Source organism: Streptomyces sp. NPDC089424 (assembly GCF_044749345.1).
Classification (GTDB): domain Bacteria; phylum Actinomycetota; class Actinomycetes; order Streptomycetales; family Streptomycetaceae; genus Streptomyces.
In genome coordinates, this window is record NZ_JBIVHU010000003.1 from 957,412 (window position 1) to 981,052 (window position 23,641).

The window sequence follows — 23,641 nt, forward strand, 5'->3', positions numbered from 1 at the left end:
GCCGACGGGACCTGTGCCCGTCGGCCACCGCGGTTTGCCACGGGGCCGCCGGTGTCCGGCCGGCCCCGGGCAAAACCCGGTCGAGCCCCCGGCGAGGGCGCGGTACCGTTCTTGATGTCCCCGCCCGTTCCAGCCGGCGGGGCCGTCGATCCCGGGCCGGCGGGTGAACCGGTTGCATACATGTTTGTGGGGACGCTGTCCTTCGACCTCCTCCTCGGCGACGTCCGGTCGCTGAAGGAGAAGCGCTCCGTCGTCCGCCCGATCGTCGCGGAACTCCAGCGGAAGTACGCGGTGAGTGCGGCCGAGGTGGACCACATGGACCTCCATCGCAGGGCCCAGATCGGCCTCGCGGTGGTCTCCGGCGACGCGGGGCACATCAGCGACGTGCTGGACAGGTGCGAACGGCTGGTCGCCGGGCGCCCCGAGGTGGAACTGCTGTCGGTGAGACGCCGCTTCCACGGCGACGACGACTGACCAGAGAACGTAGATCAGGAAAGAACGGGAGACGGACCAGTGGCCGACAACGCGCGGGCTAAGAGGCTGGCGGACCTCATCCGAGAGGTGGTGGCCCAGAAGCTGCAGCGCGGGATCAAGGACCCGCGGCTCGGCTCGCACGTCACCATCACGGACACCCGGGTGACGGGTGATCTGCGGGAGGCGACCGTCTTCTACACCGTGTACGGGGACGAGGAGGAGCGGGCGGCCGCGGCCGCCGGCCTGGAGAGCGCCAAGGGCATCCTGCGCTCCGAGGTCGGCAAGGCGGCCGGCGTGAAGTTCACGCCGACGCTCACCTTCGTCGCCGATGCCCTCCCGGACACCGCCCGGACCATCGAGGACCTCCTCGACAAGGCCCGCCAGTCCGACGAGAAGGTGCGCGAGGCCTCGGCGGGCGCCGACTACGCGGGCGACGCCGACCCGTACAAGAAGCCGGGTGAGGACGAGGACGACACCAGCGCATGACCCAGAAGCACTCCACGCCCGACGGCCTTGTCATCGTCGACAAGCCGTCGGGCTTCACTTCGCACGACGTGGTCGCGAAGATGCGCGGCATCGCGCGGACCCGCCGCGTCGGCCACGCCGGCACCCTCGACCCGATGGCCACGGGCGTCCTCGTCCTCGGCGTCGAGCGGGCGACCAAGCTCCTCGGGCACCTCGCGCTGACCGAGAAGGAGTACCTGGGCACCATCCGCCTGGGCCAGACCACCGTCACCGACGACGCCGAGGGCGAGATCACGGGGTCGGTGGACGCCTCGAAGGTCACCCGGGACGCCGTCGACGCGGGGATCGCCGAGCTCACCGGCGAGATCATGCAGGTGCCGTCCAAGGTCAGCGCCATCAAGATCGACGGTGTCCGCTCCTACAAGCGGGCCCGCGACGGCGAGGACTTCGAGATCCCGGCCAGGCCCGTCACCATCTCGTCGTTCGGCGTCCACGACGTCCGGGAGGCCGTCGCCGAGGACGGCACCCCCGTGCTCGACCTCGTCGTCTCGGTGGTCTGCTCCTCCGGCACCTACATCCGGGCCCTAGCCCGTGACCTGGGCGCGGGACTGGGGGTCGGCGGCCACCTCACCGCGCTGCGCCGGACCCGGGTCGGGCCGTACAAGCTCGACGCGGCGCGCACCCTGGACCAGCTCCAGGAGGAGCTGACGGTGATGCCGATCGCCGAGGCGGCCACCGCCGCGTTCCCCCGCTGGGACGTCGACGACCGGCGGGCCAGGCTGCTCCTCAACGGCGTACGGCTCGACATGCCCGACGAGTACGCGGGCTCCGGCGCGGTGGCCGTGTTCGGTCCCGAGGGGCGCTTCCTGGCGCTCGTGGAGGCGCAGCGGGGCAAGGCGAAGAGCCTCGCCGTCTTCGGCTGACGGCCCCCTCTCGCCTGCCCGTGGAGCGGCGGTCACGGGGCCCTGCACTCCCGCCGCTCCACGGTCCCCCATCGGTTCCCCCACCCCTAGGGTGTATCCGGCGAGCCCGGTCCGTTCACCCGGCCGGGCGGGCGCTCGGAGTGAACCAGGGGTGCGCAGGGGGGCGCTTTCGCCCTGACCGCTTTCTCCCTGATCATCCCGCCCCTACCGTCGACCTCGGAGCACAGGTGTACGGGGGCACGGCGGGGAGGTTCGACCATGGCGGCAGCGGACCGGCGGACCACACCGCGGGACGACGAGCCCGGCCCCCACGACGACGTCCTCGTCCGCATCCACGACCTCGCCGGGCGCCCCCGCGGCACCGGCTTCGTCGCCGACCACCAGGGCACCGTCCTCACCAGCCACGAAGCCGTCGACGGTCCGGGCCGCCTCGTCCTGAGCGCCGGAGCCCGCAGCTGTGTCGTGCCCGCCGAGGCGGTCACCTCCTTCCCTGAGCGGAACCTGGCCCTCGTGCGCGCCGGGGAACTGGCCGGAGGGCTCGGAGTGCGCCCGCTGCCGATCACCGCGCGGGAACGGGTCGCGACCGGTACCTATGTGCGGATCGCCGCGGGCCGCTGGCGGGAGGCGCGGGTCCTGGGCGCGGTGGCGGGGGTGACGTACACGGCCAGGGACCGCTTCCGTCAGCTCGACGACGTCCTGCAGCTCGCGATCGGTACGGCGGGGCGGGACGCCCTGCGGCTGGGCGGTGGGGCGGCCGGGGGACCGGTGGTCGACGCCGCCACCGGGGCCGTGGTCGCCGTGCTCGGCACCGCGCTGCACACCGGGCACCGCGACTGCGGGTTCGCCGTGCCGTTGCGGCCTGCCGCGTACGGTCCGCTGGCCGAGGTGCTCGCCCGCAACGCGGCGACGGTGCCCGCGTACGGGGCGGACCTCAATCTGGGCGGCGTGCTGGAACTGACGGCGATGTCGACGGGGGGTGACGCTTCGGGAGGCGTCGAGGCTGTCGAACGGACGGGTCCAGTAAGGGAGTTCGCCGCGTTCGCCGAGGGCCCGGCCACCGTTCTGGGGCTCGTCGGACCGCCGGGCAGCGGTCGTACGACGGAGCTCGTGGCGCTTGCCGTGCGGCGGCGCGGGGGTGCGGCACCGGCGCCCACGGTGTCGCTACGGGGGGCGGACCTCCGGGTGGGGGACGAGTCGGTCGCCGACGCGGTGCGGCGGGTGCTCAGCCGGGCGACGCGGAGCGTGGTCGTGGCAGGGAGCGGAGCCACTGCGTGGGGCGGGGGCCATGACGGAGGCCTGCCCGAGGCCGGGGGAGTCCCCCTCGAAGACACGGATCCTGATCGCCTTGCCGCGCTGGCCCGGGCCGCCGGTCGCCCCCTGCTCGTGCTGCTCGACGCCCCGGAGGAGATGCCGGCGGAACTGGACCACCGGCTGAGTGCCTGGTCCCAGGGGACCGTGCGGTGGCTGCGGGAGACGGGGGCGCGGATGGTCGTGGCGTGCCGGGCGGAGTACTGGGAACGGGCGGGGGCGGCATTCCCAGACGAGTGCCTGCACCCCGGAGCCGGTCCCGTGGGCCTGCCACCCTGCGTGCCCCTGGGCGACCTCGACGCCGACGAGGCCCACCACGCCCGCACCCGCTACGGCGTGCCCGACGGCGTCCTCGCCGCACCCGACGCCCGCCACCCGCTCACCCTGCGCCTCCTCTCCGGGATCCTCGCCGCGATCCCCGACGCGCCGCGGTCCGCCCCTCTGGACCGGCACGAAGTATTCGCCGCCCACCTGGACCTGACGTGCCTGCGCGTGGCCGTACGGCTCGCGGCGGAGAACGGCCTGCGCGGCACCGCCGTACGCCGGCTCGCCACGAAGGTGGCCGGTCAGGTGCACGAGGCGGCCCGGCGCAGCCTCGGTCCCGGACCGGGGGAGCTGACCCGTGCCGCCTTCGAGGACGTGTTCCCCCGGGGCCCGGCCCCGGCCCGGCTCGGCGGTGGCACCGGATGGGCGTCCGCCGTCCTCGCCGAAGGCCTCCTCGTCCCCGCCGGCACCGGATACCGCTTCGCCGACGAGGAACTCGCCGACTGGATCCAGGGCACCCACCTCGACCTGGACGAGGCCCTGCGCGCGCTCGTCCACCACCCCGCCCAGGCCTGCGAGCACCCCGACCCCGTGCCGCACCATCGCATCGGGCCCGTCGTCCAGGCCCTGCTCCTGCTCGCCCGGCAGCACGGCACGCACCGGCTCGCCGTCCGCCTGGAGGAACTGCTCCATGCCCTGGACGACGACCCGCACTCCTGGTGGGCGGCCCGGCTGCTCGGCGAGACGCTGCGCCGGGTGCCGGACGCCACGCCGTATCTGCGGGTGCTGCGGCTCCTCGCCGAGACGATCGTCGACTGGCGGTGGCAGAGACGGGCCGTACCGGCGGAGTTCGGGCCCGCCTTCTGGACGGAACCGGCGCTGAGTGGTGCCGAACGCCTCGATCTGCTGCGCCGCCTGCTCCGCGCCGACACCGGCGCGGCCGACGCGGGCGGGGCCCGGTACCTCGACGCCGCCGCGCACCTGCTCGCCGCCGACCCCGCCGCCGTACAGCCGCATCTCGTCCGCTGGTTCGACGACGAGCGGGCACTCCCGGCGGCGCCGCACGCGACCGTGGCCACTGCCGCGCAGGCGCTGCTGCACACGCATCGGCACCGCGCGCTGGACGACCTCACGGAGGTACTGGCCGACAGCGGGCACCGGCGGGGCGACGAGCTGCTCGGCGTACTCGCCGAGGAGGAGACCGCGGCCGTCTGCCGGGCCGTGAACCGGTGGGCGCGCGACGAGCGGCCGGAGCGGCGGGCCACGGCGATGACCTACGGGCTGCGGGTCGCGCCGTACGCCCGGGACGAGGCCGGGCGCGTGCCGCTACGGCACGCGGCCCTGGCCCTGCTCACCCGCCCGTCCGACGGCGCACTGCACGGCGGGGCGCTCGCCTTGCTCGTACGCGATCCGCACACCCGGGACCGGCACCTGCCCCGGGCCGTCGAGCACTTCGCGGCCGGGGACCCGCAGCTGCCCGCGTCCGCGCTCGCGACCGCCCTGACGACCCATCCCGAGCCGGTGCTCGGCGCCTTCCGGGACCGGCTGCGGCGCCCGGACGCCGGGGCAGTGCTGCGCGCGCTCGCCGAGGCACTGTTCGAGGGCGACGGCGGGCTGCTCAGGGCAGGCGGCGCGGCGAGTCCGTCGCTGGTGCGGGGGGTCGCCGAGCTCGTCCAGGAGGCGGTGTCGCTGCGGACGGGGTGGGCGGAGCCCGTGGCCGCTTACGTCGACGGACTGCTCGACGCCGGCTGCGTGCTCGACGCCGGCTGCGGGAGGAGCGCCGAGGGACCTGCCGGCGGCCCCGGGGACGGGTGCGCCTGCGTCGGCGACGGACTCCCCGGCCGGTGCCGTGACACCGGGTCCGTACTGTTCTCGCTGGTCACCGGGGTGCTCGACGGTGGGCCCGAGGAGCTGAGGGCGGCGCTCGCCGGCGTACTCGCCGCGCCCGGCGCCCCCGGCTCCCGCGCCCTGCGCCGCGAACTGTGCGACTACCTCCTCGTCCACGAGCAGGCCGCGCCCGTACTGGTGTCCCTGCTGCGGACGGCCGCCCGGCACGGCGGCGACGAACTGCGCGCCCTGGTCCACCGCACCGGCATGATCCTCGTCCGCACCCCGGCGGGAGCCACCCGCTTCGACTGCGCCCTGCTCGATCTGGGCCGTGAGATCCCGGGATTCGCGGTCCGCGTGGCGCGGTGGCTGGAGGACGCTCCACGGGACTGGGCCGCGGTCGTCGGCCCCAGCACCCGGCGCATGATCGAGATTCTGGCCGGCGTACGGCTCTCCCTCGACCGGGCGAGCACACGTGCGTCCGGTCACAGCCCCCATGCCGGTGCGGGCCGGACCCCCTCGGCATGGCACCCTTAGACCTGCGTAAGAGGCATAGACGGACACGGGTTCGAGGAGCGGTCACAGTGCAGCGCTGGCGTGGCTTGGAGGACATCCCCGAGGACTGGGGGCGCAGCGTCGTCACCATCGGGTCCTACGACGGTGTCCACCGCGGACACCAGCTGATCATCCGGCACGCCGTGCAACGCGCCCGTGAGCTGGGCGTCCCCGCCGTCGTCGTCACCTTCGATCCGCACCCCAGCGAGGTCGTCCGCCCCGGCAGCCATCCGCCGCTGCTCGCGCCGCACCACCGGCGCGCCGAGCTGATGGCGGAGCTGGGCGTGGACGCGGTGCTGATCCTTCCCTTCACGGCGGAGTTCTCCAAGCTCTCGCCCGCCGAGTTCGTGGGCAAGGTCCTGGTCGACAGGCTGCACGCCAAGGCCGTCGTCGAGGGCCCCAACTTCCGCTTCGGCCATCGCGCCGCCGGGAACGTCGAGTTCCTCGCCGAGCAGGGCAAGGTCTACGACTTCGAGGTCGAGGTCATCGAGCTCTTCGTGTCGGGCGAGGCGGGCGGCGGCGAGCCGTTCTCGTCGACGCTGACGCGGCGGCTGGTGGGCGCGGGGGACGTGGCCGGTGCCGCGGAGATCCTCGGCCGCCCGCACCGGGTCGAGGGCGTCGTCGTGCGGGGCGCGCAGCGCGGCCGTGAGCTGGGCTTCCCCACGGCCAACGTCGAGACGCTGCCGCACACCGCGATCCCGGCCGACGGGGTCTACGCGGGGTGGCTGACGGTGGAGGGCGAGGTCATGCCGGCCGCGATCTCCGTCGGCACCAACCCCCAGTTCGACGGGACCGAGCGCACGGTGGAGGCGTACGCGATCGACCGCGTGGGGTTGGATCTGTACGGGCTGCACGTCGCCGTGGACTTCCTGGCGTTCGTGCGCGGGCAGGCGAAGTTCGAGACGCTCGAGGATCTGCTGGAGCAGATGGCGGACGACGTGAAGCGGTGCCGTGAGCTGATCGCGGCGGCGGAGGGTGCCGGATCCTCGTCGTAGGCACGAGAACGATGTGAAGGGCGGCCGGTGCCTGTGAGGCACCGGCCGCCCTTTGTCTGCGTGCCCGCTCGCTACTGCTGGGGCGGGGGTCCCTCGGGCTGACCGGGCTGGGGGTAGCCGTATCCGGGGTGCCGGGGCGGCTGCTGGGGGTGCGGTGGCTGAGGGTGCGGCGGCTGGGGGGCGGCGTGGTCCGGCTGCGGCGGGTGGCCGGGGTGGCCGGGGTGGCCCGGGTGTCCGGGGTGGCCCGGCTGGGGCGCGTAGGGCTGCCCGGGCGCGTACTGGCCGGGGCCGGGCATCGGCTGTCCTGGCATGGGCTGGCCCGGCATCGGCTGGCCCGGTACCGGTTGGCCGGGCGCGGGCTGGCCGGGATAGGAATGACCCGGCATCGGCGGGGCGGCGACCGGGGGCGGGTTGCCGTCGCTGGTCCACAGACCGTGCATCTGCTGGTGCCGTACGAAGTCCTCGGCGACCATGGCCGCGAGGTTGAAGTACGCCTCCCGCACCTTGGGCCGCATCATGTCGAGGTCGACCTCGGCGCCGGCGGAGAGGTGCTCGTCGAACGGGACGACGACGACGCCCCGGCACCGCGTCTCGAAGTGGGAGACGATGTCCTCGACCTTGATCATCTTGCCGGTGTCGCGCACCCCCGAGATGACCGTGATGGAGCGGGAGACCAGGTCGGCGTAGCCGTGCGCGGACAGCCAGTCCAACGTCGTACTGGCGCTGCTCGCACCGTCCACCGACGGCGTCGAGATGATGATGAGCTGGTCGGCGAGGTCGAGCACCCCGCGCATGGCGCTGTAGAGCAGACCGGTGCCGGAGTCGGTCAGGATCACCGGGTACTGCTTGCCGAGCACGTCGATCGCGCGCCGGTAGTCCTCGTCGTTGAACGTCGTCGAGACGGCCGGGTCGACGTCGTTGGCGATGATCTCCAGGCCCGAGGGGGCCTGGGAGGTGAACCGCCTGATGTCCATGTACGAGTTGAGGTACGGGATCGCCTGGACGAGGTCACGGATGGTGGCCCCGGTCTCGCGGCGCACACGGCGGCCGAGCGTACCGGCGTCCGGGTTGGCGTCGATCGCGAGGATCTTGTCCTGCCGCTCGATGGCGAGCGTCGAGCCGAGGGCGGTGGTCGTCGTGGTCTTGCCGACGCCGCCCTTGAGGCTGATCACGGCGATGCGGTAGCAGGACAGCACCGGCGTCCGGATCAGCTGCAGCTTCTGCTGGCGCTCCGCCTCCTCCTTCTTCGCACCCAGCTTGAAGCGGGAGACGCCCGCGGCCGGACGTCCGCTCTTCGCCTTCTGCCGCTTGTTGTTGAGCAGGCGGTCGGAGGAGAGCTCGACGGCGGCGGTGTAACCGAGCGGCGCCGCACCGGGGTTGGTGGGCTGGCGCTGGTCGTGCTGGAGCGGCTGGGGCCAGGCGGTGCCGAGGCGGGGGTCCGGGGGTGGGGTGGGCTGGGGTTGAGGCTGGGCTTGGTCCTGGGGCTGGGGGTATCCCTGCGGGGTGTGGGCCTGGGGGTACTGGTGGGGGTGCTGCTGCTGGTACTGGGGGTGTTGCTGGTGTTGTTGGTTCTGGTTCTGGTTGTGGTTTTGGTTCTGCTGGTGCTGGGCGTGCTGCGGGAACTGGGGGGCTTGATGGGCCTGTTGGGCCTGTTGAGGCTGCGGGGCCTGGGGGTGCTGCCCCTGCTGTCCGTGCTGCCCCTGCTGTCCGTGCTGCGGATCCTGAGGGTTCTGCTGCGGAGGGACACCCGGGTGGGCGGCCTGCGGCTGCGCCGGGGGCTGGGGGAACCCGTAGCCACCCTGGGCGTTGGGGACGCCGGGGTGGGGGAAGCCGTAGCCGTCCTGGGCGTTGGGGACACCGGGGTGCGGAAAGCCGTAGCCCTGGGGCGCGTTGGGGGCGGTCGGGTTGGGGAAGCCGTAGCCCTGCTGGGCGTGGGGCTCGGCGGTGGCCTGATGCGGGATGTCGGGCGTGGCGGGCGCCGGGGCCTGGATCGGCGGGGTCCACGCGGGCTGCGCCGACTGCGGCTGGGGCTGCGGCGGGACCGTCGGCTGCTGCGGAGGCAGGGGCGGCCGGCCCTGGGCGGCGCCGGGCGACGGCTCCGACTGGGCGGCCGGGACAGGAGCCGCGGGCTGGTAGGCCGGCGGCAACGGGGGGACGCCGCTGTGCGGGGTGGGCGGGGGAGTCCAGGCGGAGGGCGCGTCGGGTGTCGACGGCGCGGCGACGGCCTGGTCCTGGGCAGCGTCGTCGTCGGGGGCGTCGGAGCCCGCTTCGGCGTCGGCGCCGGGGGAGTCGTCGGCTGCCGCGGCGGTGTCGGGCTCGTCGGTGTCTGCCGGAGCGTCGGCGTCCGGGCTGGACCCGGTGCGAGGAGCCTCGTGGTCGGCGTCCGCGGAGGCATCGGTCTCGTCCGACCCACCCGAGGAGTCACCCTCGGCCCGCTCACCGGCCTCGGCCTCGGTCTTCTCCTGCGCTTCGGCCGCGGCGGCGCGGTCGGCGATCTCCCGCTGCAGGGAGGCCGCGGAGAACCGCATGGTGGCGCCGTTCTCCAGGTCCCCGTTCCCGGGCTCGGCCGCGTCGGAGGCCTGCGGGGCGGAAGGTGCGGCGGGAGCGGGGTGAGCCGGGGGAGCCTTGGGGACCGGGGGCGCCGGAGTGGCCTCAGGGGCAGGCGCGACCGGCGCCTGAGGCTCGAAGCCGCTTCCCTCGGGCAGCCTGGGCACACCCCCGTGCTCCCCGGCCGGCGGCGTGACCGGAGGCGGGAACGGGATTCCCGGCTCAGGAGCGGCCGGAGGCGGTGTGAACGGCACGCCGGGGATCGGCACAGGGGCGGGCGGCGTGAACGGCGCGACCGGAGCGGGAGGGGCCGGCGGAGTGGGCCCGGGCCCGAACTCCGGGGCCGGGGCAGGGACCGGACCGGCCGGACCGGCCCCGGGCACCCCGGAGGCCGGGGCCGGTGACGAAGCGGACCCCGGATCCCCCGAGTTCCCCGCGTTTCCGGAGTTCCCCGAATCATCCGAGTTCGCCGCATCCCCCGACGCTCCGGACGCGTTCTGCGTGTACCAGGCAGGCGGCGCGTAGTCGATGGTGAACTCGCCCGTCATCTCGATGGCGGCCTCCGCGTCGGGCTGGTCATCGCCGGGCGTCGCCCAGCCCCCGCGGATCCCGTCCCGATCGCTGCTCACAATTCCTCCTGGTGTGGTCGAGCACCCTCATGCCGTGCTGGGGCGACCATCGCTGTCGTTCGATTAGCTGGGCTGTCCCCCCGGGTGACCCCCGGAACGCGCATCCCCTGTGCCGGGTCCTCGCTACGTGCCCCTACCCCAGCCTAATCAAGAAAAGGGCGGGCACGGCAGGCGCGTCTGCGCACGATGCTTCCGGAGCTGAGGCGGTTCGTACTCGACGGGAGAGCTTCTTCGAGGTCCAGCGTCACGGGTCTGCCGTCCTCGCCGACAACGATCGGGACACGCAGCCGCTCGGACTGCGCGCGAGGCCGCCATGTGCGTCGCGGAACGACCCTCGCCGCGTCGCCCGGATTCACCAAATCCGTGAATTCCAGGTTGGCGAGGAGCGGTTCGTCATTGCGGCCCGAGGCCATCCGCGGCGGTGTAGGCGGACGAGCATGGGTGCTTGACGATGATGTGGCTCACTTCGCACCAATTCCCCCTGCCGGCCCGACCGTTACGTAACGCCGCCCCGTGTCGGCGAACGTCGGTCGCGCAGCGCGATCCCACTGACACGTCGGGCAACCCTGGGCGATAGGGTGCCGGTGAGACACGTCAACAGTTGCGAATATGGTCCCAGGAGCTGGACAATTCGCCCTGTTCGTCGCACTGCTCCCGCGCGCACCCCGCGCTGCTTCGGGGTGATGCAGCGCCTGGGCCATGGCGCGGGCTCCAACGTACAACCTACCCACGATCACTACGGGCAGCAGTGCGCTCTTCGCCCCGCGTGGCTCGCAGCGGCGATCGCCGCCGCCCTTCCCACCTCGTTCGGTCTGATCGCTCCACGCGGCGGCGTCAACGAGTGACGACGGAGCACGGAAAGGAACCCAGCGAGTGAGCTTCGGCCCACCCCCCTCCATGTACACGCAGTCCGTGATGTCCGCGGAGGCCGCCCGTACCAAGCGCCGCCGAAAGCTCCTGGTGTGGCCACTCGCCCTGGTGCTCGTCATTGCGCTCGGAGCGGGAGGCTGGCTCCTATGGGGCGGCGACAGTGGTGGATCCAGGGCCAAGACGCAGGCCGTCGCCGGACAGAGCCGTCTGGACGTCCGTGCATCTGTCGAGAAGCGGCCCGCGAGCACCGTGGGCAAGATGGCGTTCCGTCTGTCCGTGGATGACATGAGCCCCGGCGAACAGTACGAGATGCCCGGCATATGGGCCACGGACAAGATTCTCGCCAAGGGCATCAACAAGACCCTTGTGGGCTTTGCCGTGGGCACCGACGCCGCACCTGGCGACGAGAAGTGGAAACTTCCCCTCGACGGCCCGATCTGCGGCTACACCCGCCATGTCACCAACGAGAACCGCACGGCCGTCCTGTACCGCGCGAACGACGACGAGGAAGAGGACGCCTACTGCAACCAGGTCGCCTTCTTCGACCTCGACGACGGCCGCATGGTCTGGTCCCGCGAGTTTCCGGCCACGCAGAGCAGTGCCACCTCCCGCATCCCGGCGAACAGTGCCTTGCAGGACACCCCCAGCGTGACTCTTGTCCATGACACGGTCGCTGTCAGCTGGGGTGGCGGGACCACTGCGTACGGCATGGACTTCGGGAAGAAGCGTTGGAGTACGAAAGCTCACGGTGTCTGCCAGGACAGCGGGGTTGCCGGCGGAGGCGCGCTGCTTGTGCGGGAGCTCTGTCAGAGCAACGACAAGAGCCTGCCCGTCGACTCCCCGGAACACATCCGGTACCAGGTGCGCAAGGTCGATCCGGCCACAGGTCGCACGCTCTGGTCGTACGCGGCAGCAAAGGGCATTCGTGACGTCAGCATCCCGTCCGCCGATCCGGCAGTCCTTGCCGTCGCGGCGGGCGACGCCGGCATCACCGAGCTGCTGTCCCTTGACGACGATGGCGAGAGCCGCGCCACGATCCGTCTGCAGAACGGCACCTATCTGGGGGAGTGCCCGCTCGACGACTATCTCGCGATCGACTACTGCCCGACGGTCGCCGTCGGCAGCAAGCAGGTCTTCCTCCGCAGCAAGGACGACATCGGTGCCGTCACGGCCAACTGGGTCATCGGCTTCGACCTGGCGACCGGGAATACCACGACGAAGTTCGACTCCGGGCCCAACGCTTTGCTGATCCCGGTGCGGACTAGCGGCGACCAACTCATGGCCCTGCGCCAGAGCCAGGACAACATCACGCCGAACGCATTGGTCAGCCTCGACCCGGAGACGGGCAAGGAGACGCCGTACTTCTACTTCGTCCTGCCGGCCGAGGCATCGACCTTCACGTCGATCGCCTTCAACGACGTCCTCGTGCAGAGCGGCCGACTCTTCATCAGCCCTAAGTCGGTCACCGGGCCCTCCGCCGATCAGCCGCAGTGGATCTACCTGGTCCTCGGCATCGAAAGCACCACGCCCACCACGCCCAGCACCCCCTGACCCCGCCCGGCGCCCCCGACCCGGCCTACTGCTCCCCGCCCCCGGCACCCCCCGGCGCCCCCTCCAGATCGAACTCCCCGTCCCGGGCCCCCAGCACGAACGCCCGCCACTCCGCCTCCGTGTACCGCAGCACGGTCCCGGGGTCGAGCGACGAGCGCATGGCCACGGCGCCGTCCGGCAGGTAGGCGATCTCCACCCGTTCCTCCTGCTCCTCGGTGCCCGGCGCGCTGAGCCACTCGACGTCCGAGATGTCGAGCGCGTACAGCTCGTCGCGCTCCCGCTCCTTGCGCGCCTTGATCTCCGCTTCCGTCTCCGCCATTGCGCAGCGACCCCTTCCCGACGTACACGTACCGACGACGATCCGACCGTTCACCCTAGTGGCCGCTCCGTCGCCGTCAGGGTGGTTCGCCGGCCGTGGGCGGAGCGGTCCTCACCAGCTGGTACCCTGACTGACGGCCGTTTGTGTACGCACCCCGGAGCCTTGAGCCCTGGTGGCCGCGCCCAGCGGATCCCGCCTTCCGAGTCATGGAAGCTCCCCCGAGATGCAGACCGGGGGCACTCGGTGGCCTTTCACAGACTATGAGGAGTACGCGTGTCGCTCGACGCCGCTACGAAGAAGCAGATCATCTCCGAGTTCGGTACCAAGGAGGGTGACACCGGCACCCCCGAGGTCCAGGTCGCTCTGCTGTCCCGTCGGATCTCCGACCTGACCGAGCACCTCAAGACCCACAAGCACGACCACCACTCCCGTCGTGGTCTGCTGATCCTGGTCGGTCAGCGCCGCCGGCTGCTGCAGTACCTCGCCAAGAAGGACATCCAGCGCTTCCGTGCGCTGGTCGACCGCCTCGGCATCCGCCGCGGTGCGGCGGGCGCCAAGTAAGACACCGTGAAGGGAGCGGTTCCCACGACCAGGGGGCCGCTCCCTTTGCTGTACGTGCGGAGTGTCACCACCCCTTTGTAGTGTGGTAGCACAACGCATGACGCACGACCGCTGTACGCACGACGCTGCAGGCACGACGCAGCGTGAATCCGCCCGCCCACCGGGGTAGGCGAGATCACACAAGACGAACGAGGAGGAGCGCACCGCGCCGCCGCCGGTCCTCGGTAGTGGCCCCCGGGGGAAGTGACCCGGGTGCTTCGATCGAAGACCGGCCCGCACCAGACGGAGCGCTTCTCCGCCACCGTCCCCCCGCCACACGGGCGAGGAGGGACGAAGACGAGGAGAAAACGCTAGTGGAGAACGAGACCCACTACGCCGAGGCCGTTATCGACAACGGCGCGTTCGGCACCCGCACCATCCGCTTCGAGACGGGCCGCCTGGCCAAGCAGGCCGCCGGTTCCGCCGTGGCTTACCTGGACGACGACACCATGGTGCTGTCGGCCACCACCGCCTCCAAGAACCCCAAGGACCAGCTCGACTTCTTCCCCCTCACGGTGGACGTCGAGGAGCGGATGTACGCCGCCGGCAAGATCCCCGGCAGCTTCTTCCGCCGCGAGGGCCGGCCCTCCGAGGACGCGATCCTCACCTGCCGCCTCATCGACCGCCCGCTGCGCCCGTCCTTCAAGAAGGGCCTGCGCAACGAGATCCAGGTCGTCGCCACGATCATGGCGCTCAACCCCGACCACCTGTACGACGTCGTGGCGATCAACGCCGCGTCCGCGTCCACGCAGCTGGCCGGCCTGCCCTTCTCCGGCCCGATCGGCGGCGTCCGCGTCGCGCTGATCCGCGGCCAGTGGGTGGCCTTCCCGACGCACACCGAGCTCGAGGACGCCGTCTTCGACATGGTCGTCGCGGGCCGCGTCCTGGAGGACGGCGACGTCGCGATCATGATGGTCGAGGCCGAGGCCACCGAGAAGACCATCAAGCTGGTCGAGGGCGGCGCCGAGGCGCCGACCGAGGAGGTCGTCGCCTCCGGTCTGGAGGCCGCGAAGCCCTTCATCAAGGTCCTCTGCAAGGCCCAGTCCGACCTCGCCGCCAAGGCCGCCAAGCCGACCGGCGAGTTCCCGATCTTCCTTGACTACCAGGACGACGTCCTGGAGGCGCTCTCCGCCGCGGTCAGGCCCGAGCTCGCCCAGGCGCTCACCATCGCCGGCAAGCAGGAGCGCGAGTCCGAGCTGGACCGCGTGAAGACCCTCGCCGCCGAGAAGCTCCTGCCGGAGTTCGAGGGCCGCGAGAAGGAGATCTCCGCCGCGTACCGCTCGCTCACCAAGCAGCTGGTCCGCGAGCGCGTGATCAAGGAGAAGAAGCGCATCGACGGCCGCGGCGTCACGGACATCCGTACGCTCGCCGCCGAGGTCGAGGCCATCCCGCGCGTGCACGGTTCCGCGGTGTTCGAGCGTGGCGAGACCCAGATCCTGGGCGTCACCACCCTGAACATGCTCCGCATGGAGCAGCAGCTGGACACCCTCTCCCCGGTGACCCGCAAGCGCTACATGCACAACTACAACTTCCCGCCGTACTCCACCGGCGAGACCGGCCGCGTCGGCTCCCCGAAGCGCCGCGAGATCGGCCACGGCGCCCTCGCCGAGCGCGCCCTGGTGCCGGTCCTGCCGGCGCGCGAGGACTTCCCCTACGCGATCCGCCAGGTCTCCGAGGCGCTGAGCTCCAACGGCTCGACGTCCATGGGCTCGGTCTGCGCCTCCACCATGTCGCTGCTGAACGCCGGTGTGCCGCTGAAGGCCCCCGTCGCCGGTATCGCCATGGGCCTGATCTCCCAGGAGATCGAGGGCGAGACGCACTACGTCACCCTCACCGACATCCTCGGTGCGGAGGACGCCTTCGGCGACATGGACTTCAAGGTCGCCGGCACCAAGGAGTTCGTGACCGCCCTCCAGCTGGACACCAAGCTGGACGGCATCCCGGCCTCCGTGCTCGCCGCCGCCCTCAAGCAGGCCCGCGACGCGCGTCTCCACATCCTCGACGTGATGATGGAGGCCATCGACCGGCCCGACGAGATGTCCCCGAACGCGCCGCGGATCATCACCGTGAAGATCCCGGTCGACAAGATCGGTGAGGTCATCGGCCCCAAGGGCAAGATGATCAACCAGATCCAGGAGGACACGGGCGCCGAGATCACGATCGAGGACGACGGCACGATCTACATCGGTGCCTCGGACGGGCCGGCCGCCGAGGCCGCCCGCGCCACGATCAACGGCATCGCCAACCCGACGATGCCCGAGGTCGGCGAGCGCTACCTGGGCACGGTCGTCAAGACGACCACCTTCGGCGCGTTCGTCTCCCTGCTGCCCGGCAAGGACGGTCTGCTGCACATCTCGCAGATCCGCAAGCTGGCCGGCGGCAAGCGCGTGGAGAACGTCGAGGACGTGCTCGGCGTGGGCCACAAGGTCCAGGTCGAGATCGCCGAGATCGACTCCCGCGGCAAGCTCTCCCTGATCCCCGTGATCGAGGGCGAGGAAGCATCCGAGGACAAGAAGGACGACGCCGACCAGTGACGTCCCGTGGCTCCCAGGTGACGGCCCGCTCCTCCTCGGAGGCGCGGGCCGTCGCCCGTACCCAAACCCTCATCAAGGGCGAGGGCGGCATCGGTACGGTGCGCAAGACCACCCTCCCCGGTGGCCTGCGCATCGTCACCGAGACGCTGCCCTCCGTGCGCTCCGCGACCTTCGGCATCTGGGCGCACGTCGGCTCCCGTGACGAGACGCCGTCCCTGAACGGCGCCACGCACTACCTGGAGCACCTGCTCTTCAAGGGCACGCAGCGCAGAAGCGCCCTGGACATCTCCTCCGCCCTCGACGCGGTCGGCGGCGAGATGAACGCGTTCACGGCGAAGGAGTACACGTGCTACTACGCGCGCGTGCTCGACGCCGACCTGCCGCTCGCCATCGACGTCGTCTGCGACATGCTGACCGGCTCGCTCATCCTCGAAGAGGACGTGAACGTCGAGCGCGGCGCGATCCTCGAGGAGATCGCGATGACCGAGGACGACCCGGGCGACTGCGTGCACGACCTGTTCGCGCACACCATGTTCGGCGACAACGCGCTCGGCCGCCCGGTCCTCGGCACGGTCGACACCGTCAACGCCCTCACCGCCGACCGCATCCGCCGCTTCTACAAGAAGCACTACGACCCGACGCACCTCGTGGTCGCCTGCGCCGGCAACGTCGACCACAACAAGGTCGTACGCCTGGTACGCGCGGCCTTCGAGAAGGCGGGCGCCCTCAAGGACCCCGCCGCCCAGCCCATCGCCCCGCGCGACGGCCGCCGTGCCCTGCGCGCCACCGGCCGCGTCGAGCTGATCGGCCGCAAGACCGAGCAGGCCCACGTCGTGCTCGGCATGCCGGGCCTGGCACGCACGGACGACCGCCGCTGGTCCCTGGGCGTGCTGAACACCGCCCTCGGCGGCGGCATGTCCTCGCGACTCTTCCAGGAGGTGCGGGAGAAGCGCGGCCTCGCCTACAGCGTCTACTCGTACACCTCCGGCTTCGCCGACTGCGGCCTGTTCGGCGTGTACGCCGGCTGCCGTCCGTCGCAGGTGCACGACGTGCTGAAGATCTGCCGCGACGAACTCGACCACGTCGCGGAGCACGGCCTGTCCGCCGAGGAGATCGCCCGGGCTGTCGGCCAGCTCCGTGGATCCACGGTCCTCGGCCTGGAGGACACCGGCGCGCTGATGAACCGTATCGGCAAGAGCGAGCTGTGCTGGGGCGAGCAGATGTCCGTCGACGACATGCTGGCCCGGATAGCGGCGGTGACCCCCGACGAGGTCCGCGCCGTCGCGCGCGACGTCCTGGGGCAGCGGCCCTCGCTGTCGGTCATCGGCCCGCTGAAGGACAAGCAGGCGTCGCGTCTGCACGATGCCGTCGCCTGACACCCGAACCCGTCATCGGTAAGGAAGCAAGAACATGAGCAAGCTGCGCGTGGCGGTACTCGGCGCGAAGGGCCGTATCGGCTCCGAGGCGGTACGGGCGGTCGAGGCCGCCGAGGACATGGAGCTGGTCGCCGCCCTCTCCCGGGGCGACAAGCTGGAGACCCTGGCCGAGGCCGGCGCCGAGGTCGCCGTCGAACTCACCACCCCCGCCTCGGTGATGGGCAACCTCGACTTCTGCGTACGGCACGGCATCCACGCCGTCGTCGGTACGACGGGCTGGACCGACGAGCGCCTCGCGCAGCTGCGCGGCTGGCTGGAGCAGTCCCCGGAGACGGGCGTGCTGATCGCGCCCAACTTCTCCCTCGGGGCCGTCCTGACCATGAAGTTCGCGCAGATCGCCGCGCCCTACTTCGAGTCCGTCGAGGTCGTGGAGCTGCATCATCCGGGCAAGGTCGACGCCCCCAGCGGCACCGCGACCCGCACCGCCCAGCTCATCGCCGAGGCCCGCGCCAAGGCGGGCTCGGCGCCCGCGCCGGACGCCACGGTCACGGCGCTTCAGGGGGCGCGCGGCGCCGACGTGGACGGCGTGCCCGTGCACGCGGTGCGCCTGCGCGGTCTGCTCGCGCACCAGGAGGTCCTGCTCGGCGGCGAGGGCGAGACCCTCACCGTCCGGCACGACTCGCTGCACCACAGCAGCTTCATGCCGGGCATCCTGCTGGGCGCCCGTCGTGTCGTGAGCACGCCGGGGCTCACGTTCGGCCTGGAAAACTTCCTGGACCTGGGCTGAGCCGGATCCTCATGCGCGCGAAACTCTCCTACCTCGTCACGGCCGCCGTCCTGGTCTTCTACTTCGTCCTGGTCGGCAGCCGTGGCGTGCTGCTCATTCGGACAGGCACGGTCCTCACCGTCACGTTCGGTGTCGCGGTGCTGGTCCTGCCGGTGATCGGTCTGTGGTTCCTGTGGAAGAACACGCAGTTCGTCCGCAGGGCCAACCGGCTCGCCGCCGAACTCGACGCCGAGGGCGGTCTGCCCGCCGACGAGCTCAAACGGCTGCCCAGCGGCCGTATCGACCGTGACTCGGCCGACGAGGTCTTCTCCCGGCGCAAGGCCGAGACGGAGGCGGCGCCGGACGACTGGCGCGCCTGGTTCCGCCTGGCCGTCGCCTATCAGGACGCCCGCGACACGCCCCGTGCCCGCAAGGCCATGCAGCGGGCGATCGCGCTCCACGAGGGCAGGCCCGTCCAGGCCTGATTCCCGCGCGAGAAGCTCAGCCCTGCCGGTACTCCGCCGCCCAGGCCTCCACCGCGTCCGCCGCCCGGTCGAAGGCGCCGGAACGCGCCAGGAAGTCGGCGTTGTGCGTGGTCAGCAGGTACGGCACATCGTCGGCGGAACGGTCCTTGCGTACGAGGATCAGCGCCTGGCCCTGCACCGTGCGCGGCAGCCCCAGCCAGCGCACCGGCTGCTGCAGCGTCCGTACGGCGGCCACCCGGTCCCACGAGAGCGTCCGGGTGTGCAGGAAGCGCACCTGACGCAGCCCGTGCGCACTGACCCACACGCCCATGCGCAGCAGCCGCAGGGCGACGGCGATGACGACGAGCGCGACGCCGAAGACCACCGCGGCGGCGGACGGCGTATCCGTCAGGGCGATGATCACCGCCGCGAACAGCACGTACGAGGCGAGCAGCAGCCACACCGCGGCCGCGCCCACCCGCCAGGGACCTGGGCGGTAGGGCCGCCGCCAGCGGTCGCGGTCGTCGAACGGCAGCGCGACGTCGTCGGCTGTGTCGAAGGCGCTGTCGGCCGTCAGGAAGGACAGGGGCACGGCTGGGTCCTCGCTCATCCATGCATGGGCTGTGCCCGGTGAGGCTATCGACCCGTGTCCGCGCCCACCACCCTTGGGGGTCCGTCCGAGGAGCGGGCTCGCTCAGTGGCCGTCGGAAGCCTGTGACTGCCGCGTCGGCGTCGAGAGGTGATCCTGCTCCAGCGCCGGCGTCCCGATCACCAGGGAGCCGGCCAGCCCGGCCACGATGCTGAGCCCGAACAGCCAGCGCCCGGCGATCTGCCCGGCGGACGCGCGGCGGCGGGGTGGGGGAGTGACGTTGCTGCGGAACCGGTCCGCTTCGGCGACGAAGGCGAAGGGTATGGGCTCACGCCGACGGAACATCGGGGTCGTGCTCCTCTCTGAGGACGCTGGGAACCCTGGGGTTCGGATGAACGACTGTCATCAGTACAGACGCGCGAGTACCCGACGAAGTGCCTTCTTACCGGGAAAAACTTCGCTCAACGCACTGAGTAGAGTGGGCGCCACCCCAAGCCGTGACCGGAAGGATCCTCTTGACCTCCGCCGATGCCCCCCACTCCGACATCGCCCTGCGCGGTGATGTCACGGTCGAACTGGTGAAGTCCAGCGCCTCCGACTCGGACGTCCTGTTCGCCGCTCGTGTCTCGACCCAGGGCGAGCAGTCCCTCGCCGAGTTGCACAAGGACCCGGAGCGCTCGAAGGGCCTGATCAACTACCTGATGAGGGACCGGCACGGCAGCCCCTTCGAGCACAACTCGATGACGTTCCTGATCAGCGCGCCGATCTTCGTCTTCCGGGAGTTCATGCGGCACCGCGTGGGCTGGTCGTACAACGAGGAGTCGGGTCGCTACCGCGAGCTCCAGCCCGTGTTCTACGTCCCCGACACCTCCCGGAAGCTGGTCCAGGAGGGCCGCCCCGGCAAGTACACCTTCGTGGAGGGGACGCCGGCGCAGTACGACACGGTCCACCGTGTGCTCGACGAGTCGTACCAGCAGGCCTACGCCGCCTACCAGAAGCTGCTCGCGGAGGGCGTCGCCCGCGAGGTGGCCCGGGCCGTGCTGCCGGTCGGGCTGTTCTCCTCGATGTACGCCACGTGCAACGCCCGCTCGCTGATGCACTTCCTCGGTCTGCGTACCCAGCACGAACTGGCCCAGGTCCCGTCCTTCCCGCAGCGGGAGATCGAGATGGTCGGCGAGAAGATGGAGGCGGAGTGGGCCCGGCTCATGCCGCTCACGTACGCCGCCTTCAACGCCAACGGCCGGGTCGCGCCGTAGCGCATGAGCGATTCTCCGGGAGTGCCCGGCAGTCCCTGGCGGGCACAGATGTACGGGTCAGCCGGGCGAAGTGTCCGTATTGCGGCATTTGGAGAAGTTCATCTAGCCTGATCGAACGGACCCGGCACTGCTTGAACCCCCGAGCAGGCAGTGCCGGGATCCATCTTTGTCCAGACTTTTCCCGCATCCCGAGGGCAGACCGCGCCTTGAGCAACGAGTAGCGTGTAACCCATGGCTCCGACCTCCACTCCGCAGACCCCCTTCGGGCGGGTCCTTACCGCCATGGTCACGCCCTTCACGGCGGACGGCGCACTTGACCTCGACGGCGCGCAGCGGCTCGCCACGCACCTGGTGGACGCAGGCAACGACGGCCTGATCATCAACGGCACCACCGGCGAGTCCCCGACCACCAGCGACGCGGAGAAAACGGACCTCGTACGAGCCGTCCTGGAGGCCGTGGGCGACCGCGCCCACGTCGTCGCCGGCGTCGGCACGAACGACACCCACCACAGCATCGAACTGGCCCGCGTGGCGGAGCGCACCGGCGCGCACGGCCTGCTGGTCGTGACGCCGTACTACAACAAGCCCCCGCAGGAGGGCCTGTACCGCCACTTCACGGCCGTCGCCGACGCCGCCGAGCTGCCGGTCATGCTCTACGACATCCCCGGCCGCAGCGGCGTCCCGATCAACACGGAGACACTGGTCCGCCTCGCCGAGCACCCGCGGATCGTCGCCAACAAGGACGCCAAGGGCGACCTCGGCCGGGCGAGCTGGGCCATCGCACGCTCGGGCCTCGCCTGGTACTCCGGTGACGACATGCTCAACCTGCCGCTGCTCTCCGTGGGCGCCGTCGGCTTCGTCTCCGTCGTCGGGCACGTGGTCACCCCCGAGCTGCGCCAGCTGGTCGAGGCGTACACCAGCGGTGACGTCCAGAAGGCGACCGAGATCCACCAGAAGCTGCTCCCCGTCTACACGGGCATGTTCCGCACCCAGGGCGTCATGACCACCAAGGCCGCGCTCGCCCTCCAGTCACTGCCCGGCGGCCCGCTGCGGCCCCCCATGGTCGAGCTCACACCGCAGGAGATCGAGCAACTCAAGATCGATCTTGCCGCCGGCGGGGTACAGCTCTAACAACAGACTTCGCCCGACAGGGCGCGTAGGGACTTCACAACTGAATAAGCGGGCCACCGGTGCCCGCGCCCCACAACGACAACTGCTTCTGCACGAACGTCACGCGCGCCACGTGCCCACCGGTACGTGGCGCGTGTGGTGAGGAGAGTCTTTTGAGTCATCCGCATCCTGAACTCGGCTCGCCGCCGCCGCTTCCCGAAGGCGGCCTGCGGGTCACCCCACTCGGCGGCCTCGGTGAGATCGGCCGCAACATGACGGTCTTCGAGTACGGCGGCCGCCTGCTGATCGTCGACTGCGGAGTGCTCTTCCCCGAGGAGGAGCAGCCCGGAATCGACCTGATCCTGCCGGACTTCTCGTCCATCCGGGACCGCCTCGACGACATCGAGGGCATCGTCCTCACGCACGGCCACGAGGACCACATCGGCGGTGTCCCCTTCCTGCTCCGCGAGAAGCCGGACATCCCGCTGATCGGCTCCAAGCTGACCCTCGCCCTGATCGAGGCCAAGCTCCAGGAACACCGCATCCGGCCCTACACGCTCGAGGTCGCCGAGGGCCACCGTGAGCGCGTCGGTCCCTTCGACTGCGAGTTCGTCGCGGTCAACCACTCGATCCCGGACGCGCTCGCGGTCGCCATCCGCACGCCCGCCGGCATGGTCGTGCACACCGGCGACTTCAAGATGGACCAGCTCCCGCTGGACGGCCGGCTCACGGACCTGCATGCGTTCGCGCGCCTGAGCGAGGAAGGCATCGACCTCCTTCTCTCGGACTCCACGAACGCCGAGGTCCCCGGCTTCGTGCCGCCCGAGCGCGACATCTCCAACGTCCTGCGCCAGGTATTCGGGTCCGCCCGCAAGCGGATCATCGTGGCGAGCTTCGCCAGCCATGTCCATCGCATCCAGCAGATCCTGGACGCCGCTCACGAGTACGGCCGCCGGGTCGCCTTCGTCGGCCGCTCCATGGTCCGCAACATGGGCATCGCCAGGGACCTCGGCTACCTGCGGGTCCCGCCGGGCCTCGTCGTCGACGTCAAGACGCTCGACGACCTCCCGGACAGCGAGGTGGTCCTGGTCTGCACGGGCTCGCAGGGCGAACCGATGGCGGCCCTGTCCCGGATGGCCAACCGGGACCACCAGATCCGCATCGTCGACGGCGACACGGTGATCCTGGCGTCGTCCCTGATCCCCGGCAACGAGAACGCGGTGTACCGCGTCATCAACGGCCTGACCCGCTGGGGAGCCAACGTCGTCCACAAGGGCAACGCAAAGGTGCACGTCTCCGGCCACGCGTCGGCGGGCGAGCTCCTGTACTTCTACAACATCTGCAGACCGCGCAACCTGATGCCGGTCCACGGCGAATGGCGCCACCTGCGCGCCAACGCCGAGCTGGGCGCCCTCACCGGCGTCCCGCACGACCGCATCGTGATCGCCGAGGACGGCGTCGCCGTCGACCTCGTCGAGGGCAAGGCGAAGATCTCAGGCAAGGTCCAGGCCGGTTATGTGTACGTCGACGGCCTCTCGGTCGGCGACGTGGGCGAGCCGGCCCTGAAGGACCGGAAGATCCTCGGCGAGGAGGGCATCATCTCGGTCTTCGTCGTCGTGGACTCGTCCACGGGCAAGATCACGGGTGGCCCGCACGTCCAGGCCCGTGGCTCCGGAATCGAGGACTCGGCCTTCGTCGACGTCCTTCCGAAGATCACCGAGGTCCTGGAGCGCTCCGCCCAGGACGGCGTCGTCGAACCCCACCAGCTGCAGCAGCTGATCCGCCGCACGCTGGGCAAGTGGGTCTCCGACAGGTACCGCCGCAGGCCGATGATCCTGCCGGTCGTCGTGGAGGTCTGACCGGCGTACGGCCGTTCGTACGCGCGGACTTGGAGCGGGGCGCCTCGATTTGCATCGGGGCGCCCCGCTCCAGTACGTTTACGGCTCGCTCCCCCGGGAACCCGGCCACTCTGCGCCGGAGACTGTCCCCGGAGCGGGGCGGAAATTCCGACTCAGAACTTCTGATAAAGTCGGAAGCGCCGGAAAGGGAAGCGCGGAAGCGAGAACCTGGAAAGCACCGAGGAAATCGGATCGAGAAAAGATCTGATAGAGTCGGAAACGCAAGACCGAAGGGAAGCGCCCGGAGGAAAGCCGCGAGAGAGATTCTCGGGTGAGTACAAAGGAAGCGTCCGTTCCTTGAGAACTCAACAGCGTGCCAAA

18 protein-coding genes and 1 pseudogene are annotated in these 23,641 nt (G+C 71.1%); 14 read left to right on the top strand and 5 right to left on the bottom strand.

Annotated elements, in window-relative coordinates:
- The first annotated feature begins 180 nt into the window (after window positions 1-180).
- From ACIP2X_RS19530 to ACIP2X_RS19550, 5 genes are all read left to right on the top strand, one after another.
- Window positions 181-474 (top strand): DUF503 domain-containing protein, encoded by a 294-nt coding sequence (locus ACIP2X_RS19530; RefSeq protein WP_401674400.1) that lies wholly within the window; start codon window positions 181-183, stop codon window positions 472-474.
- A 39-nt stretch (window positions 475-513) separates the two neighbouring features.
- Window positions 514-960, top strand: a complete 447-nt coding sequence (gene rbfA, locus ACIP2X_RS19535; RefSeq protein ID WP_401674402.1) for a 30S ribosome-binding factor RbfA — start codon at window positions 514-516, stop codon at window positions 958-960.
- Complete coding sequence (truB, locus tag ACIP2X_RS19540) at window positions 957-1,862, top strand: tRNA pseudouridine(55) synthase TruB (RefSeq protein WP_401674405.1); 906 nt, start codon at window positions 957-959, stop codon at window positions 1,860-1,862. The genes rbfA and truB overlap by 4 nt, the downstream gene beginning before the upstream one ends.
- A 258-nt stretch (window positions 1,863-2,120) precedes the next feature.
- The gene (locus ACIP2X_RS19545) at window positions 2,121-5,798 is read left to right on the top strand and encodes a trypsin-like peptidase domain-containing protein (protein WP_401674408.1); all 3,678 of its coding nucleotides are present in this window, start codon (window positions 2,121-2,123) and stop codon (window positions 5,796-5,798) included.
- 47 nt (window positions 5,799-5,845) lie between these two features.
- Window positions 5,846-6,811, top strand: a complete 966-nt coding sequence (locus ACIP2X_RS19550; protein ID WP_401674411.1) for a bifunctional riboflavin kinase/FAD synthetase — start codon at window positions 5,846-5,848, stop codon at window positions 6,809-6,811.
- Between the two features lie 71 nt (window positions 6,812-6,882).
- On the opposite strand, the gene ACIP2X_RS19555 is transcribed toward ACIP2X_RS19550, so the two are convergent.
- Together ACIP2X_RS19555 and ACIP2X_RS19560 are read right to left on the bottom strand one after the other, a co-directional pair.
- Window positions 6,883-9,987, bottom strand: a complete 3,105-nt coding sequence (locus tag ACIP2X_RS19555; RefSeq protein WP_401674413.1) for an SCO5717 family growth-regulating ATPase — start codon at window positions 9,985-9,987, stop codon at window positions 6,883-6,885.
- Between the two features lie 224 nt (window positions 9,988-10,211).
- A pseudogene (locus tag ACIP2X_RS19560) lies at window positions 10,212-10,424 on the bottom strand (hypothetical protein); the annotation flags it as partial.
- Between the two features lie 460 nt (window positions 10,425-10,884).
- Between ACIP2X_RS19560 and ACIP2X_RS19565 the strand changes: the two are divergent.
- Entirely contained in the window at window positions 10,885-12,408 is a 1,524-nt protein-coding gene (locus tag ACIP2X_RS19565; protein WP_401674416.1) for a PQQ-binding-like beta-propeller repeat protein, read from the top strand.
- Between the two features lie 25 nt (window positions 12,409-12,433).
- Here the strand turns inward: ACIP2X_RS19565 and ACIP2X_RS19570 are convergent, their stop codons facing one another.
- Window positions 12,434-12,727, bottom strand: coding sequence for a DUF397 domain-containing protein (locus ACIP2X_RS19570; RefSeq protein ID WP_401674419.1), 294 nt, complete (start codon window positions 12,725-12,727; stop codon window positions 12,434-12,436).
- Window positions 12,728-13,000: 273 nt separating this feature from the next.
- Between ACIP2X_RS19570 and rpsO the strand changes: the two genes are divergently transcribed.
- The 5 genes from rpsO to ACIP2X_RS19595 all read left to right on the top strand — a co-directional run bounded on the left by rpsO (window position 13,001) and on the right by ACIP2X_RS19595 (window position 18,488).
- On the top strand, window positions 13,001-13,288 hold the full coding sequence (gene rpsO / locus ACIP2X_RS19575) for a 30S ribosomal protein S15 (RefSeq protein WP_053763275.1): 288 nt from the start codon (window positions 13,001-13,003) through the stop codon (window positions 13,286-13,288).
- A gap of 353 nt (window positions 13,289-13,641) precedes the next feature.
- Complete coding sequence (locus ACIP2X_RS19580; protein ID WP_401674423.1) at window positions 13,642-15,861, top strand: polyribonucleotide nucleotidyltransferase; 2,220 nt, start codon at window positions 13,642-13,644, stop codon at window positions 15,859-15,861.
- Window positions 15,858-17,237: a M16 family metallopeptidase gene (locus tag ACIP2X_RS19585; protein WP_401674425.1), complete on the top strand. Its 1,380-nt coding sequence runs from the start codon at window positions 15,858-15,860 to the stop codon at window positions 17,235-17,237. Before ACIP2X_RS19580 ends, ACIP2X_RS19585 begins: the two co-directional genes overlap by 4 nt.
- Before the next feature lie 34 nt (window positions 17,238-17,271).
- Window positions 17,272-18,024 (top strand): 4-hydroxy-tetrahydrodipicolinate reductase, encoded by a 753-nt coding sequence (gene dapB / locus ACIP2X_RS19590; RefSeq protein ID WP_401674428.1) that lies wholly within the window; start codon window positions 17,272-17,274, stop codon window positions 18,022-18,024.
- Window positions 18,025-18,035: 11 nt separating this feature from the next.
- Window positions 18,036-18,488: a hypothetical protein gene (locus ACIP2X_RS19595; protein WP_401674430.1), complete on the top strand. Its 453-nt coding sequence runs from the start codon at window positions 18,036-18,038 to the stop codon at window positions 18,486-18,488.
- A 16-nt stretch (window positions 18,489-18,504) separates the two neighbouring features.
- On the opposite strand, the gene ACIP2X_RS19600 is transcribed toward ACIP2X_RS19595, so the two are convergent.
- Together ACIP2X_RS19600 and ACIP2X_RS19605 are read right to left on the bottom strand one after the other, a co-directional pair.
- Window positions 18,505-19,059, bottom strand: a complete 555-nt coding sequence (locus tag ACIP2X_RS19600; protein WP_401674515.1) for a hypothetical protein — start codon at window positions 19,057-19,059, stop codon at window positions 18,505-18,507.
- A 102-nt stretch (window positions 19,060-19,161) separates the two neighbouring features.
- A complete protein-coding gene (locus tag ACIP2X_RS19605) occupies window positions 19,162-19,401 on the bottom strand; it encodes a hypothetical protein (protein WP_401674432.1) in 240 nt (79 codons plus the stop codon).
- Between the two features lie 170 nt (window positions 19,402-19,571).
- Between ACIP2X_RS19605 and thyX the strand changes: the two genes are divergently transcribed.
- From thyX to ACIP2X_RS19620, 3 genes are all read left to right on the top strand, one after another.
- Complete coding sequence (gene thyX, locus ACIP2X_RS19610) at window positions 19,572-20,312, top strand: FAD-dependent thymidylate synthase (protein ID WP_401674434.1); 741 nt, start codon at window positions 19,572-19,574, stop codon at window positions 20,310-20,312.
- Window positions 20,313-20,543: 231 nt separating this feature from the next.
- Window positions 20,544-21,443, top strand: a complete 900-nt coding sequence (gene dapA, locus ACIP2X_RS19615; protein WP_401674437.1) for a 4-hydroxy-tetrahydrodipicolinate synthase — start codon at window positions 20,544-20,546, stop codon at window positions 21,441-21,443.
- 152 nt (window positions 21,444-21,595) lie between these two features.
- Window positions 21,596-23,281 carry a ribonuclease J gene (locus ACIP2X_RS19620; protein WP_401674439.1) on the top strand — a complete coding sequence of 562 codons (1,686 nt, stop codon included), beginning with the start codon at window positions 21,596-21,598 and terminating at the stop codon, window positions 23,279-23,281.
- Window positions 23,282-23,641: the final 360 nt, after the last annotated feature.

Coding starts and splice junctions, on each gene's coding strand:
- ACIP2X_RS19545 (WP_401674408.1), top strand. CDS start 2,121: ATGGCGGCAGCGGACCGGCGGACCACACCGCGGGACGACGAGCCCGGC.
- dapB (WP_401674428.1), top strand. CDS start 17,272: ATGAGCAAGCTGCGCGTGGCGGTACTCGGCGCGAAGGGCCGTATCGGC.
- ACIP2X_RS19565 (WP_401674416.1), top strand. CDS start 10,885: ATGTACACGCAGTCCGTGATGTCCGCGGAGGCCGCCCGTACCAAGCGC.
- dapA (WP_401674437.1), top strand. CDS start 20,544: ATGGCTCCGACCTCCACTCCGCAGACCCCCTTCGGGCGGGTCCTTACC.
- ACIP2X_RS19530 (WP_401674400.1), top strand. CDS start 181: ATGTTTGTGGGGACGCTGTCCTTCGACCTCCTCCTCGGCGACGTCCGG.
- ACIP2X_RS19595 (WP_401674430.1), top strand. CDS start 18,036: ATGCGCGCGAAACTCTCCTACCTCGTCACGGCCGCCGTCCTGGTCTTC.
- truB (WP_401674405.1), top strand. CDS start 957: ATGACCCAGAAGCACTCCACGCCCGACGGCCTTGTCATCGTCGACAAG.
- ACIP2X_RS19605 (WP_401674432.1), bottom strand. CDS start 19,401: ATGTTCCGTCGGCGTGAGCCCATACCCTTCGCCTTCGTCGCCGAAGCG.
- ACIP2X_RS19570 (WP_401674419.1), bottom strand. CDS start 12,727: ATGGCGGAGACGGAAGCGGAGATCAAGGCGCGCAAGGAGCGGGAGCGC.